This is a genomic window from Rathayibacter sp. Leaf185, assembly GCF_001423885.1.
In the GTDB taxonomy this organism is placed as follows: Bacteria; Actinomycetota; Actinomycetes; order Actinomycetales; family Microbacteriaceae; genus Rathayibacter.
Map to the genome: position 1 here is coordinate 750,835 of NZ_LMPP01000001.1, position 13,007 is coordinate 763,841.

A 13,007-nucleotide genomic window follows, 5' to 3' on the forward strand; every position below is an offset into this window, starting at 1 on the left:
CGCCACTCGAGCACGGAATGTCCACGCCTCCGCCATGGTTGGGGTCATCGTTCTGAGGAGGACCACGTGGACGTCGTGAACTGGCTGTTCGACGCACAGCTCGTCATCGGTGATCAGACGATCCTGTGGCGCGAGGTCATCGGAAACGTCTTCGGGCTGCTCAGCGCGCTCGGCGGCATGCGCCGGAAGGTCTGGGCGTGGCCCGTCGGGCTGATCGGCAACGCGCTGCTGTTCACCGTGTTCATGGGGGCGCTGTTCGACACTCCGAACCCGGTGAACCTGCTCGGCCAGGCCGGCCGGCAGGTGATGTTCATCATCGTCAGCATCTACGGCTGGTACCGCTGGACGCACCGCCCCGAGGCGGCGACCATGATCGAGCCGCGGTGGGCCTCCTGGCGCACGCGCGGGCTGCTGGTGCTCGGCATGATCGGCGGCACCGCGGTGCTGACTCCGGTGTTCCGCGCGCTCGGCTCCTACGAGCCGGTGTGGAGCGACGCCTGGATCTTCGTCGGCTCGCTGCTCGCCACCTACGGGATGGCGAAGGGCTGGGTCGAGTTCTGGCTGATCTGGGTCGCTGTCGACCTCGTCGGCGTGCCGCTGCTCTTCTCGGCCGGCTACTACGCCTCCGGGCTGATGTACGTCTTCTACGGCGCGTTCACGCTGACCGGCTTCTTCGTCTGGCTGCGCCAGGCCCGCCGCCCCGTCCCGCCGATCGTCACCGTCGGCTGACCCTCCCGACCTGCTCCGCGAGATGCCACTTCGGTACGCCTCCCCCGGCGTGTCGCGTACCCAAGTGGCATATCGCGGAGGGGATCAGGCGAGCGCGCGCGTGCAGTCCGCGCAGAGGCCGAACACGTCGACCACGTGGTGCGCCTCGGTGAATCCGTTCTGCGCCGCGACGGAGCGGGCCCACGTCTCGACCTCGTCGGCCGCGATCTCGACGGTCAGCCCGCAGCGCCGGCAGATCAGGTGGTGGTGGTGCGTGCCCGGCGTGCAGGCCCGGTAGAGGCTCTCGCCCTCGGGCGACTGCAGCGAGTCGGCCTCGCCCTCGCCGGCCAGGTCGGACAGCGCGCGGTAGACCGTCGCGAGCCCGATCGGCGATCCGGAGGCGTGCAGCGCACTGTGCAGGCCCTGCGCACTCACGAAGTCGTCGCGGCCCGTCAGCGCCTCGCGCACCGCCTCGCGCTGCCACGTGTTGCGCTTGACCACGGGCGTCCCGTCCTTCTTCTCCACTCGCCCCACGCTACGCGCCGACCCTGAGCCGCGCGGTCCGGCGGACCCCGTTGCGGCCGATGATCCGGCAGACCACGTAGATCGTGAACGAGATCGTGGTCACGTAGGGGCTGATCGGCACGGAGCCGCCGAGCGCCAGCAGGATCCCGCCGACGAGCGAGGCGACCGCGAAGAGGACGCTCAGCAGCGGCACGACGACCGGCGACGCCGAGACGCGCAGCGCGGCGGCGGCCGGAGTGACCAGGATCGCGAGCACGAGCAGCGAGCCGACGATCTGCACCGAGACGGCGACCGCGAGACCGAGCAGCAGCATGAACGCGATCGACAGCGCCCGCGTCGGGATCCCGCGGGCAGCGGCGACGTCGGCGTCGACGCTCGCGAAGGTCAGCGGTCGCCAGATCAGCGCCAGCCCGATGACGACCACGACCGAGATCGCGATCAGCCAGCCGAGCTGCGGGTCGTCGACGGCCACGATCTGCCCGGTGAGCAGGCCGAACTTGTTCGCGCTGCGCCCGGGGTACAGCGCGAGGCAGAGGATGCCGAGCCCGAGGCCGAACGGCATCAGCACGGCGATGATCGAGTTGCGATCCCTCGCGCGCGAGCCGAGCAGACCGATCAGCAGGGCGGCGATGAGCGAGCCGATGATCGAGCCCTGCACGACTCCGACGCCCAGCAGCAGGCCGGCGGAGGCGCCCGCGAACGACAGCTCGCTGATGCCGTGCACCGCGAAGGCCATGTCGCGCGACATCACGAAGACGCCGATGAGGCCGCCGACGACGCCGAGGACCGCCCCGGCGATCACCGAGTTCATCAGCAGCGCGAGCAGCGCCCCGTAGTCCGAGAAGTCGAAGATCTGCGACCAGACGTCGTCGGTCATGCGCGCTCCTCCCTGTGCTCGTGGCCGTGCTCGTGCTCGTGGACGTGGCTGTGATCGGGTGCGCCGACCACGATCACGCGGCCGCGGGCGCGGATGACGTCGACGGGTGCGTCGTAGAGCTCGCTGAGCACCTCCGAGCGCAGCACCTCGTCGGGCGTTCCGACGCGGAACCGGCCGCCGGCGAGGTAGAGCACGCGGTCGACCATCCCGAGCACCGGATTCACGTCGTGCGTGACGAACAGGACGCCGAGGTCGCGCTCGCGGCGGTGCCGGTCGATCAGCTCGCTCACCGCGCGCTGGTGCGCGAGGTCGAGGGCGATCAGCGGCTCGTCGCAGAGCAGGAGCGCGGGATCGCCCGCGAGAGCCTGGCCGACGCGGACGCGCTGCTGCTCGCCTCCGGAGAGACTGCCGATCGGGGCGTCGCCGAACTCGATGGCGCCGACCGACTCGAGCAGCGCGTCGACCTGAGCGCGCCGCGAGCGCGAGGGAAGCGGCAGGCCGAAGCGGTGGCCGTCGATCCCGAGGCCGATAAGGTCGCGGGCGCGCAACGGGGTGCCGTCGTCGGCGAGCTTCTGCTGGGGGATGTATCCGATGCGGCGGTTGCCGCGGTGGACCGGCGCACCGAGGACGCGCAGCTCGCCCTCGCTCAGGGCCTGCTGACCGAGCACGGCCTTCAGGAGGCTCGTCTTGCCCGATCCGTTCGCACCGAGGACCGCGACGAACTCCCCCGCCTGCACGTCGAGGTCGACGCCGCTCCACAGCTCGCGGTCGCCGAAGCGGAGCCCGGCGCCGCGCAGCTGCAGCACCGAAGGGCCCGCCTCCGAGGAAGCGGGCCCGGCAGTCGGGTCGGTCGGGGTCACGACGAGAGGGCTCCCTCGATCGCATCGAGGTTCGCGGTCATCCAGCCGACGTACCCGCCGGCGTCCTCGGGCAGCGTCTCGGTGACGCCGACCGCGGGGATCCCGGCCGCGTCGGCGGCGTCGAGGAGCGCGTCGGTCTGGGCGCTCTCGGTCTGCTCGTTGTAGATCAGGGCGTCGACCGTCTTGTCCGAGAAGAGGGCGAGGGTGTCCTGGAGCGTGGTCGCGGGCACGTCGGTGCCCTCCTCGACCGCCTCGCTGAACGCCTCCGGAGTCGCGTTCACGAGCCCGAGGGCGTCGGTCATGTAGAGCGGCACGGGCTCGGTGATGGCGATCGACGCGCCGCCGAGAGAGCCCTTGAGCTCCTCCTCACGGTCGACCAGAGCGCTCAGCTCGCCGTCGAGGGACTCGGCATTGGACTCGAAGGTCGACGCGTTGCCGGGGTCGATGCTCGAGAGCTCGTCGCGGATCTGCCCGACGACGTCGCGCACGGCCGAGATGTCGTACCAGACGTGCTCGTTGTACTCGGCGTGCTCGTGGCCGTCCTCGTCGGAGTGCCCCTCCTCCGCCTCGTCGGTGTGCTCGGCCTCGTCCTCGTGGGCGTGCTCGTCCTCGAGGCCGGCGACGACCGTCGCGGTGATGACGGGCGCCTCGGAGGAGGAGGCGTCGAGCATGGTCTCGATGAACGGGTCGTAGCCTCCGCCGTTCTCGATCACGAGCGCGGCGTCCGAGACGGCGAGCTGGTCGCGGGCGGTGGCCTCGTACTCGTGCGGGTCCTTGTCGGGGCTGTCGATGATGCTCGTCACCTCGACGAGGTCGCCGCCGACGCTCGAGGCGAGGTCGCCGTAGACGTCGGTCGAGGCCACGATCCGCACGGGCCCGTCGGTCGCGGCGTCGGAGGCGGCACCGGTGCCGGAGCACGCGGACAGCGCAAGAGCGGAGGCGCCGAGGAGGGCGGCGAGCGAGAGGGTGCGGGTGCGGGTCGTCACAGGAGGCGCCAATCTAGGTCCGGGGTCGGACGGTCGGTGTGCCCACACGGTACCGGCTATTGATAACGATTGTCAAAATCGTGAGGAGCGGCGACGGAGGAGGCTCCATCGGCGTGGGAGATTAGGGGCATGACGCGGGCGACGACGATGCAGGACGTGGCACGCCTCGCCGGGGTGTCTACCAAGACCGTGTCGAACGTCCTCTCCGGCTACGAGCACGTCTCCGAGCGGATGCGGGTGCGCGTGATGGCGGCGGTCGACGAGCTCGAGTACGAGATCAACACCGCGGCGCGAGCACTGCGTTCAGGGCGGACCCGGGTCCTCGGCCTCGCGGTCCCGGAACTGAGCCAGGCGTACTTCGCGGAGCTCGCCGACGCCGTGATCACCGCCGCCCGAGAGCGCGGGTACACGGTGCTCATCGAGCAGACCGACGTCTCCGACAGCGACGAGATCGCGGTCGTCGCGTCGATGAAGCGGCACGCCATCGCGGGGCTCATCTACAGCCCGTCGGCCGTCGCGACCGGCGACGTCACGCAGCTCGACGCCGAGTACCCGCTCGTCGTGCTCGGCGACCGAGTCGTCGAGAGCCGCGCCGACCACCTGGTGCTCCCGGACATCGAGGCCGTCCGGGCCATGACCGAGCACCTCCTCGCCCTCGGTCGCCGCCGCATCGCCTTCCTCGGCGCACCCGCCGAGGGCGCCACCGGGACGGGCGCCCTGCGACTCCGCGGGTACCTCGATGCGCTGGAGGCGGCCGGCACGGCCGCGGATCCGTCGCTCGTGCTCGACGCCCCGCTCTGGCACCGCACGGAGGGGTCGCAGGCACTGGAGCAGCTCCTCGAGGGCGGCACGAGCCTCGACGCGCTCGTCTGCTGCAACGACGCCCTCGCCCTGGGAGCCATGGGCGCACTGCAGCGCGCCGGGAGGCGGATCCCCGAGGACGTCGCCGTGATCGGCTTCGACGACATCGAGGACAGCCGGCACTCGACCCCGCGGCTGAGCACCGTCTCTCCCCGCCGGGCCGACATCGCCCGACGCGCCGTCGAACTGCTGCTGGCCCGGATCGACAGCACGGAGGAGCCGGGCCGGCACGAGGCCGTCGTCGAGCAGCTGGGCTACTCGCTCCTGCTGCGCGAATCGACGACCGGTCGCGCCGCTCTCTGACGCGGCGTTGTTGACACGGCCGCCCCGCTGACCTAGGTTCACATTTACATCGATGTAAATATCGATCCCCTCCCACTCCACACGCGTGCCACAGCGATGTCGCACGCAGATTGCAGGTACTCAGTGAAGAAGCTGACGGCCGCCGTCGCGGCCTCCCTCGTCCTCGTCGGTGCTCTCGCCGGCTGCTCGAGCGACTCCGGAGGCACCGACGACTCCGGCCCCGTGTCTCTCACCTTCTGGCACGGCTACACCGAGGCCGACGGCGGAGTCCTCGACTCGATCGTCGACGACTTCAACGCGTCGCAGAGCGACATCACGATCACGACCGAGACCAAGACCTGGGCCGTCATCGACGACACCCTGCTCCCGGCCCTCTCCGCCGACAGCGGACCGCAGATCGTCGCGATGCCGGCCGAGCGCCTCCCCGTCTACGCCTCGAAGGGCGCTCTGGTCGGCCTCGACGACTTCTACGACGCCGACGACAGCAACACCGCGGAGCTGAATCCCGAGGCCGTGGCGATGGAGACCGTGAAGGGCGAGAAGTTCGGCGTGCCGACCGGGTTCGTCCCGCTCTCGGTCTTCTACGACAAGACCAAGCTGGCGGCCGCCGGAGTCACCTCCTTCCCGACCACGTGGGACGAGTGGGTCGACGCCGCGAAGAAGACCACGGTCGATGAGAACGGCGACGGCACCCCCGAGCAGTACGGCCTCGCCCTCCCCGACCACTCCACCGTGGGCAACGGCGTCTGGCCGAGCCTCTTCGAGAGCGGCGGCGGATCCGTCACCTCCGAGGACGGCACCTCCGCCGACCTCGACTCCCCCGAGAACGTCGCCACCCTCGACTACTGGGCGTCGGCCGTGCAGAACGACAGGATCTCTCCGACCGGTCTCGACGGGATCGCCGCCGACAAGCTCTTCACCTCGGGCAAGGCCGTCATGCACATCGGCGGCCCGTGGATGGCGAGCCTCGCGGCCGACGCCGGGATCGACTACGGCATCGCCGCGATCCCGGCCGGCCCCGCCGAGCAGGCCGCCTCGGCCATCGGAGTCTCGATGGCCGTCACCGCGCAGAGCTCCGAGGCCGAGCAGGCCGCGGCCGAGAAGTTCTTCGCCTACTTCAACACCAAGGACGTCGCGACCGCCTGGTCGCTCGGATCGGGCTGGCCGGCGCTGCGTACCGACGTCAGCGCGAGCGATGTCGCCGAGAACCCCGTGGTCGCCAGCCTGACCGAGATCGCACCGACGAGCCGGGCCCTGCTCCCCGGCGTGGTCAACAGCACCGACGTGCTCTCCGCCATGGACGAGGCGACCCAGAAGGCCCTCGCGGGCGGCGACCCGGAGGAGCTGCTCGCCGCCGCGCAGACGGCGGCCGAGTCGGCTCTCGCCGAGTAGATCCGCCGAGCCGGTGCGGCGGTGGACCCGGACCCCCGCCGCACCCTCCCCCCGATGACACCCCGAGCCCACCCCGACGCGGAGACCCCATGACCACTCACCCGATCGACCGGCGGCGCCGCTACCGGCCGCCCGCGCCCCTCGGCGGCCGCTCTCCGCTCGCCGGGAACCTCCGCCGCCGGCTCACCGTCGCCGGCTTCCTCGCCCCAGCGCTGATCGTGCTGACCGCGTTCGTCGCCTGGCCGATGGTCTCGGCGCTCCAGCTCTCGTTCACCGATGCGAGCGGGTTCGGGCGGGCCGAGTTCGTCGGCCTCGACAACTACCTCCGGGTCTTCACCGACGCCTCGATCGTGCAGGCGATGGGCAACACCGCCCTCTACGCCGTCCTGTTCACCCCGGTCGCGATCGCCGTGGCGCTCCTGCTGGCGCTGGCGGTCAACGCCGAGCAGCTGCCGTTCCGCGGCTTCTTCCGCACGGCGCTGTTCTTCCCCTTCATCGTCTCGCTCGCGGTGGCCGCCTTCGCGTGGTCGTACCTCCTCGATCCGCAGATCGGGCTGCTCAACTACTGGCTGCAGGCCGTCGGGATCAGGCTCGGCAACGTCCTGCAGGATCCCGTCCTCGCCATGCCGACCGTCGTGCTCGTCGCGGTGTGGAAGACGTTCGGCTTCTACATGGTGATCTTCCTCGCCGGGCTGCAGGACATCCCGAAGAGCCTCTACGAGGCGGCCCAGCTCGACGGCGCCGGCCCCTGGAAGCGCTTCACGCAGGTGACGTTCCCGATGCTCTCGAACACCCTCGCGTTCGTCGTGATCGTGGCGCTGATCGCGGCCCTGCAGGCCTTCGATCAGATCTACGTGCTCACCGGAGGCGGTCCCTACCGCAGCACGCAGACGATCGTGATGGAGATCTACCAGTCCGGCTTCAAGGACCTCGACCTCGGCTTCGCCTCGGCGCTGTCCTACGTCCTGCTGATCATCACCCTCGTGCTGAGCCTGATCCAGTTCGTCTTCTTCGGGCGCCGCGGAGAGGACACCGCCTCATGAGCGCCGCTGTCGGCACCCGCCCCCGCACCGCTGCGGTCGTCGTAGCGCGCCGCCGTCGCGTCAGCCCCGTCGGGCTGCTCTGCTTCGCCGGCCTGCTGCTGGCCACGCTGGTGATCCTCCTGCCGATCGTCGTGATCGTGCTGACCGCCTTCAAGCCGGTGTCCGAGGTCAACGCGTTCCCGCCGACGCTCGCCCCCTCGGCGTGGACTCTCGACAACTTCCGCGCGATCTTCTCCGAGCTGCCGTTCGCGAGACTGATCGGCAACAGCGTCCTCTTCGCCGGCGGAGTCACCGCGTTCGCGCTCGTCTTCGACTCCCTCGCGGCCTACGCCCTCGCCCGCATCGACTTCCGCGGGTCGAAGGTCCTGCTGATCGCGATCATCGCGAGCCTCATGATCCCGTTCCAGGCGACCCTGATCCCGATCTACCAGCTGGTCTCCGACCTCGGCTGGGTGAACACGTTCGCCGGCCTGATCGCACCGCGGGCGGCGGACGCGTTCGGGATCTTCTTCCTCCGGCAGTTCTTCCTCTCCCTGCCGCGCGATCTCGACAACGCCGCCCGGATCGACGGCGCAGGCGAGTGGCGCATCTTCCGCAGCGTCGTGCTGCCGAACGCGGTGCCCGCTCTGCTCACGCTGGGCATCTTCACCTTCGTCAACAACTGGAACGACCTGCTCTGGCCGCTCGTCTTCACGACCGACGGCGAGATGGGCACGATCACCTCCGGCCTGACCCTGCTCACCGGACCGGGCGGCATCATCCCGCAGGGCGTGATGATGGCCGGCGCTCTGATCGCGGTGCTGCCGCTCGCGGTGATGTTCCTCCTCGTCCAGCGCCGCTTCATCGAGAGCGTCGCCAGCTCGGGGCTGAAGTGACCGCACCGACTCCGACCCACCGTGAGGACCCCATGACCTGGTACGCCGACGGCGCCCTGCACTTCGGACTCGGCATCGAGGACACCTTCGTGCCGCAGACGCGGCCCGGCGAGCGTCCGATCGACGAGTACGAGCTCACCCAGCACTACGAGCAGTACGAGACCGATCTGCTGCTGGCCTCCGGCGTCGGCGCCGAGTTCGTCCGCTGGGGCGTCCCCTGGCACCGCGTCGCGGCCGAGCGCGGCCGATGGGACTGGTCGTGGGTCGACGGCGTGATGGGCCGCTTCGCCGAGCTGGGCCTGCGGCCGGTGATCGACCTCCTCCACTACGGCACACCCCTGTGGCTGGAGGGCGAGTTCGCGCACCCGGACTACTCGGACCACGTCACCGAGTACGCCCAGCGCTTCGCCGAGAGGTACGGAGACATCGCGACCGACTACACGCCGGTCAACGAGCCGGTGATCCACGCCCTGTTCTCGGGCGAGTACGGGTACTGGCCCCCCTACCTCTCCGGCGCGACCGGCATGGCGAGGATCGCCTCCGCGCTCGCTCAGGGCTTCGTCAAGACGCAGCGCGCGATCGCCTCGACGCTGGGCGCGCGGGCGACCTTCGTGCACGTCGACGCCGGCGTCCGCTACTCCGGCGCCGTGACCGCACCCGAGCACCGCGAGACCGTCGCGCGCCTGCGCGATCAGGTGTTCCTGGTGGAGGACCTCGTGACGGGCCGCGTCGGGGCCGGGCATCCGCTCCTCCCGCATCTCGAGCGGGGCGGAGTCGACGACGCGCTCCTCGACTGGTTCGGCTCGCACGCCGTGCACCCGGACGTCATGGGGGTCAACTACTACCCGCTGCACTCGACCGAGGTCTTCGAGGCGGGCGTGCACCACAGCGGCGGGTTCGCCGATCCGCGTCCCTACGAGGACGCGGGGGCCGAGGGCCTGAAGGACGTGCTGCGCACCTGGGCGCGGCGCTACGGTGCGCCCGTGATGCTCACCGAGACCTGCGTCACCGGCTCGGTCGCCGAGCGGATCCGCTGGCTCGACGAGTCGGTCGCCGCGCTCGGCGAGCTGCGGGCCGAGGGGACCGAGGTCGTCGGCTACACCTGGTGGCCGCTCTTCGACATGTACGAGTGGACCTGGCGGCACTCGAGCGCGCCGCGCGCCGATCACCTCCTCACGATGGGCCTCCACGATCTCGTCGAGACGCCGTCGGGCCGGCTCGACCGGCGGAGGAACCCGGTCGCCGACCGCTTCCTCTCCCACGCGATCACCGCCTCCGCCCGCTCTCTCGCGGGATCTCGTGGGGAGCGGATGGGTACAACGTTGTAGGGTCGGGGCGATCCCGGCCTGCGGCGATCAGGGCACGCGGAGGAGGAACGTGGCGGTCACCCTGCACGACGTCGCCCGCGCGGCGGAGGTCTCGATCAAGACGGTCTCCAACGTCATCAACGACTACCCGTACATCCGCCCCGAGACGCGGGCGCGGGTCGAGGCGGCGATCGCCGAGCTCGGCTACCGCCCCAACCTCTCGGCCAGGAGCCTGCGGCGCGGGCGCACCGGCGTCATCGGGCTCGCCCTGCCCGAGCTGAGCCTGCCCTACTTCGCCGAGCTGGCCGACAGCGTCATGCGCGCCGCCGATCAGCGGGGCCTCACCGTGCTGATCGAGCAGACCCAGGGCGACCCCGCACGCGAGCGCAGCGTGCTCACCAGCGCGCGCCGTCAGCTGACCGACGGGCTGCTCTTCAGCCCGCTCGGCCTCGGCATCGCCGACGAGCCCGAGCTCGCCCTCGACTACCCGCTGGTGCTACTCGGCGAGCGCATCTTCAGCGACCGCGTCGACCACGTGACGATGCAGAACGTGGCGGCGGCCCGCGCCGCGACCGCACACCTGATCGCACGGGGGCGCAGGCGGATCCTCGCGCTCGGAGCGCACGAGGGCGAGCGGGTCGGGTCGGCGCCGCTCCGCACGCAGGGCTACCGCGAGGCCCTCGAGGCGGCCGGCCTGAGCTTCGACGAGCACCTGGTGGGCGCCTCCGGGCCCTGGCACCGCGCGAACGGAGCGGCGGCGATGCGCCGGGTCCTCGACTCCGGGGTCGTGTTCGACGCGGTCTTCGCCTTCAACGACACCCTGGCCCTCGGCGCGATCCGCGCCCTGCAGGACGCGGGCCTCCGCGTGCCCGTCGACGTGGCCGTGATGGGCTTCGACGACATCGACGAGTCGGCCTACTCCGTCCCGAGCCTCTCGAGCATCGCCCCGGGCCGCGACGAGATCGCGCAGTCGGCCGTCGACGTGCTGAAGGCGCGCATCGACGGCACCGCGACGACCCCGCCCCGCCTGCACGAGGCCGCGTTCACGCTGGTCGAGCGCGAGTCGACCGCCGCCGCCTGACACTCAGGCGCAGGCGCAGATCTCGCTCCGGATCCACGCTCCCGCCTCCGCGACCGGCAGCTCGCCGCGGCGCAGCAGGCGGCTCCACTCGATCGCGCGCCGGGTGAGGCGGTCGTCGGCACTGCCCGGTTCGTCGCCGCCGAGCGTGCGCAGGAAGAGGTGGGCGAGCCCGCCGCCGAGGTAGAGCGTCGCTCCGGCGACTCCGGCGAAGTGCCGCGCCTGGCCGCGGGTGTCATCGTCGTAGGCGGGGGCGAAGCCGTGGCCGCGGATCCGGTTGCGACCGCCGGTGGCCAGGTCGACGGGACCGAGCAGGCCGCCGCGGATACCCGCGATCTCGCGAGCGACCGAGCGGACGAGGGCGCGTGGCCGCTGCTCCCGCGACGCGATCGCGTCGACCCGGTCGGCGAGGAGTGCGCACGCGTCGATCGATCCCACGCAGGACAGTCCACCACGATCCCGACCTTGACACCGCCCCCGGCGACTCCGCATCATCGTTTCTACAACGTTGTCTCCATCGTTGTAGACGCGCCACGAAAGGCTCATCATGACCGACGCCCCCCGCGCCGCCGCCTCGGCGCGCATCTCCCTCGACCCGGCCGCCGTGGTCGCTCCCGTGAACCCGCGACTGTTCGGCTCGTTCGTCGAGCACCTCGGCCGCTGCGTGTACGACGGCATCTACGAGCCCGGGCACCCGACCGCGAACGAGGACGGCTTCCGCCTCGACGTCGTCGACCTCGTCAAGGAGCTCGGCTCGACGACGATCCGCTACCCCGGCGGCAACTTCGTCTCGGGCTACCGCTGGGAGGACGGGGTCGGCCCGCGCGCCGAGCGCCCCCGCCGCCGCGATCTCGCCTGGCACTCGCTCGAGACCAACGAGGTCGGCCTCGACGACTTCGCCAAGTGGGCCGCGCTCACCGGCAGCGAGATCATGTACGCCGTCAACCTCGGCACGCGCGGGGTGATGGAGGCGCTCGACGTCCTCGAGTACGCGAACGGCCCCGCGGGCACCGCCCTCGCCGACCAGCGCATCGCCAACGGCGCGACCGCGCCGCACGACATCCGGATGTGGTGCCTCGGCAACGAGATGGACGGCCCGTGGCAGGTCGGCCACATGAACGCCGACGACTACGGCAAGCTCGCCTCCCGCACGGCCAAGGCCCTCAAGATCGCGGACCCGTCGCTCGAGCTGGTCGTCTGCGGCTCGTCCGGGTCGAGCATGCCCACCTTCGGCGAGTGGGAGCGCGTCGTCCTCGAGCACACCTACGACGACGTCGAGTACGTCTCGTGCCACGCCTACTACCAGGAGTACGGCGGCGACCTCGGCTCGTTCCTCGCCTCCTCCCTCGAGATGGAGTACTTCATCGCGACGGTCGCCGCGACCGTCGACCACGTGAAGTACAAGCTCAAGAAGACGAAGGACATCAAGCTCTCGTTCGACGAGTGGAACGTCTGGTACCTGGAGGAGTGGCAGGCCAAGGAGAAGGCCGACGCCGAGGGCGACCAGAGCACCCGCGAGTGGGAGTACGCCCCGCGCCTGCTCGAGGACGTCTACTCCGTCGCCGACGCGGTCGTGGTGGGCAACCTCCTGATCACGCTGCTCAAGAACTCCGACCGCGTCACCTCGGCGTCGCTCGCACAGCTCGTCAACGTGATCGCGCCGATCATGACCGAGCCCGGAGGCGCCGCGTGGCGCCAGACCACGTTCTTCCCGTTCGCGACCACCTCGCGCCTCGCCTCCGGATCGGTGCTGAAGCCGCGCATCGAGGTCGGCACCTACTCGACCGCCCGGCACGGCGACGCGCCGCTGGTCGACGCGGTCGCGACGGTCGACGAGGGTCGCGCCGCGGTGTTCCTGGTGAACCGCTCGACGACCGAGTCACTCGAGGTGTCGGTCGACGTGAGCGGCCTCGGCGTCTCGAGCGTCGCGGAGGCGGTGGCCCTGTTCGACGAGGACCCGTACGCGAAGAACACGAAGGACGACCAGGAGCGCGTCGGCCTGCGCGACGCCTCCGCCGACCTCGCCGACGGCGTGCTGACGCTCACCCTGCCTCCGGTGTCGTGGACGGCGGTCTCGCTGACGGCGTGATGCCGACTTTCGGCTCGTGACATCCCGTTCGGCTCGTGAGAATCCTCGATTCCTGCGAGCCGAACGTGTTTCTGCGAGCCGGACAACCGCAGGACACGGAGGT

The 13,007-nt window shown here is 70.8% G+C and carries 13 protein-coding genes; 8 read left to right on the forward strand and 5 right to left on the reverse strand.

Features of this window, described 5'->3' with window-relative positions:
• The first annotated feature begins 66 nt into the window (after positions 1-66).
• On the forward strand, positions 67-729 hold the full coding sequence (pnuC, locus tag ASG06_RS03710; protein ID WP_056038648.1) for a nicotinamide riboside transporter PnuC: 663 nt from the start codon (positions 67-69) through the stop codon (positions 727-729).
• Positions 730-813: 84 nt separating this feature from the next.
• Here the strand turns inward: pnuC and ASG06_RS03715 are convergent, their stop codons facing one another.
• From ASG06_RS03715 to ASG06_RS03730, 4 genes are read right to left on the reverse strand one after another with little or no spacing between them, the layout of a single operon-like run.
• Positions 814-1,209, reverse strand: a complete 396-nt coding sequence (locus ASG06_RS03715; RefSeq protein ID WP_056038651.1) for a Fur family transcriptional regulator — start codon at positions 1,207-1,209, stop codon at positions 814-816.
• Positions 1,210-1,243: 34 nt separating this feature from the next.
• Positions 1,244-2,110, reverse strand: coding sequence for a metal ABC transporter permease (locus ASG06_RS03720; protein WP_056038653.1), 867 nt, complete (start codon positions 2,108-2,110; stop codon positions 1,244-1,246).
• Positions 2,107-2,970 (reverse strand): metal ABC transporter ATP-binding protein, encoded by an 864-nt coding sequence (locus ASG06_RS03725; RefSeq protein ID WP_056038656.1) that lies wholly within the window; start codon positions 2,968-2,970, stop codon positions 2,107-2,109. The genes ASG06_RS03720 and ASG06_RS03725 overlap by 4 nt, the downstream gene beginning before the upstream one ends.
• Complete coding sequence (locus ASG06_RS03730; RefSeq protein WP_056038659.1) at positions 2,967-3,956, reverse strand: metal ABC transporter substrate-binding protein; 990 nt, start codon at positions 3,954-3,956, stop codon at positions 2,967-2,969. The genes ASG06_RS03725 and ASG06_RS03730 overlap by 4 nt, the downstream gene beginning before the upstream one ends.
• A 129-nt stretch (positions 3,957-4,085) precedes the next feature.
• Here ASG06_RS03730 and ASG06_RS03735 point away from each other — a divergent pair, with 129 nt between their 5' ends.
• The 6 genes from ASG06_RS03735 (at position 4,086) to ASG06_RS03760 (ending at position 10,818) form a co-directional block, all read left to right on the forward strand.
• On the forward strand, positions 4,086-5,120 hold the full coding sequence (locus ASG06_RS03735; protein ID WP_056038662.1) for a LacI family DNA-binding transcriptional regulator: 1,035 nt from the start codon (positions 4,086-4,088) through the stop codon (positions 5,118-5,120).
• A gap of 123 nt (positions 5,121-5,243) precedes the next feature.
• Positions 5,244-6,512 (forward strand): ABC transporter substrate-binding protein, encoded by a 1,269-nt coding sequence (locus ASG06_RS03740; RefSeq protein WP_056038665.1) that lies wholly within the window; start codon positions 5,244-5,246, stop codon positions 6,510-6,512.
• Positions 6,513-6,601: 89 nt separating this feature from the next.
• Complete coding sequence (locus ASG06_RS03745; protein WP_056038668.1) at positions 6,602-7,555, forward strand: carbohydrate ABC transporter permease; 954 nt, start codon at positions 6,602-6,604, stop codon at positions 7,553-7,555.
• Positions 7,552-8,430: a carbohydrate ABC transporter permease gene (locus tag ASG06_RS03750; protein WP_056038672.1), complete on the forward strand. Its 879-nt coding sequence runs from the start codon at positions 7,552-7,554 to the stop codon at positions 8,428-8,430. Before ASG06_RS03745 ends, ASG06_RS03750 begins: the two co-directional genes overlap by 4 nt.
• Before the next feature lie 32 nt (positions 8,431-8,462).
• Positions 8,463-9,758 (forward strand): family 1 glycosylhydrolase, encoded by a 1,296-nt coding sequence (locus ASG06_RS03755; protein ID WP_056038677.1) that lies wholly within the window; start codon positions 8,463-8,465, stop codon positions 9,756-9,758.
• Positions 9,759-9,807: 49 nt separating this feature from the next.
• On the forward strand, positions 9,808-10,818 hold the full coding sequence (locus ASG06_RS03760; RefSeq protein WP_056038679.1) for a LacI family DNA-binding transcriptional regulator: 1,011 nt from the start codon (positions 9,808-9,810) through the stop codon (positions 10,816-10,818).
• A gap of 3 nt (positions 10,819-10,821) precedes the next feature.
• On the opposite strand, the gene ASG06_RS03765 is transcribed toward ASG06_RS03760, so the two are convergent.
• Entirely contained in the window at positions 10,822-11,253 is a 432-nt protein-coding gene (locus ASG06_RS03765; RefSeq protein ID WP_056038683.1) for a hypothetical protein, read from the reverse strand.
• A gap of 109 nt (positions 11,254-11,362) precedes the next feature.
• Here ASG06_RS03765 and arfA point away from each other — a divergent pair, with 109 nt between their 5' ends.
• Positions 11,363-12,904: an arabinosylfuranosidase ArfA gene (gene arfA / locus ASG06_RS03770; protein ID WP_056038686.1), complete on the forward strand. Its 1,542-nt coding sequence runs from the start codon at positions 11,363-11,365 to the stop codon at positions 12,902-12,904.
• Positions 12,905-13,007 lie beyond the last annotated feature (103 nt).

What these genes read in the sequence shown, in the direction of transcription:
- ASG06_RS03720 (WP_056038653.1), bottom strand. Translation starts at nt 2,110, where the DNA reads ATGACCGACGACGTCTGGTCGCAGATCTTCGACTTCTCGGACTACGGG.
- ASG06_RS03735 (WP_056038662.1), top strand. Translation starts at nt 4,086, where the DNA reads ATGACGCGGGCGACGACGATGCAGGACGTGGCACGCCTCGCCGGGGTG.
- ASG06_RS03745 (WP_056038668.1), top strand. Translation starts at nt 6,602, where the DNA reads ATGACCACTCACCCGATCGACCGGCGGCGCCGCTACCGGCCGCCCGCG.
- ASG06_RS03750 (WP_056038672.1), top strand. Translation starts at nt 7,552, where the DNA reads ATGAGCGCCGCTGTCGGCACCCGCCCCCGCACCGCTGCGGTCGTCGTA.
- ASG06_RS03755 (WP_056038677.1), top strand. Translation starts at nt 8,463, where the DNA reads ATGACCTGGTACGCCGACGGCGCCCTGCACTTCGGACTCGGCATCGAG.
- arfA (WP_056038686.1), top strand. Translation starts at nt 11,363, where the DNA reads ATGACCGACGCCCCCCGCGCCGCCGCCTCGGCGCGCATCTCCCTCGAC.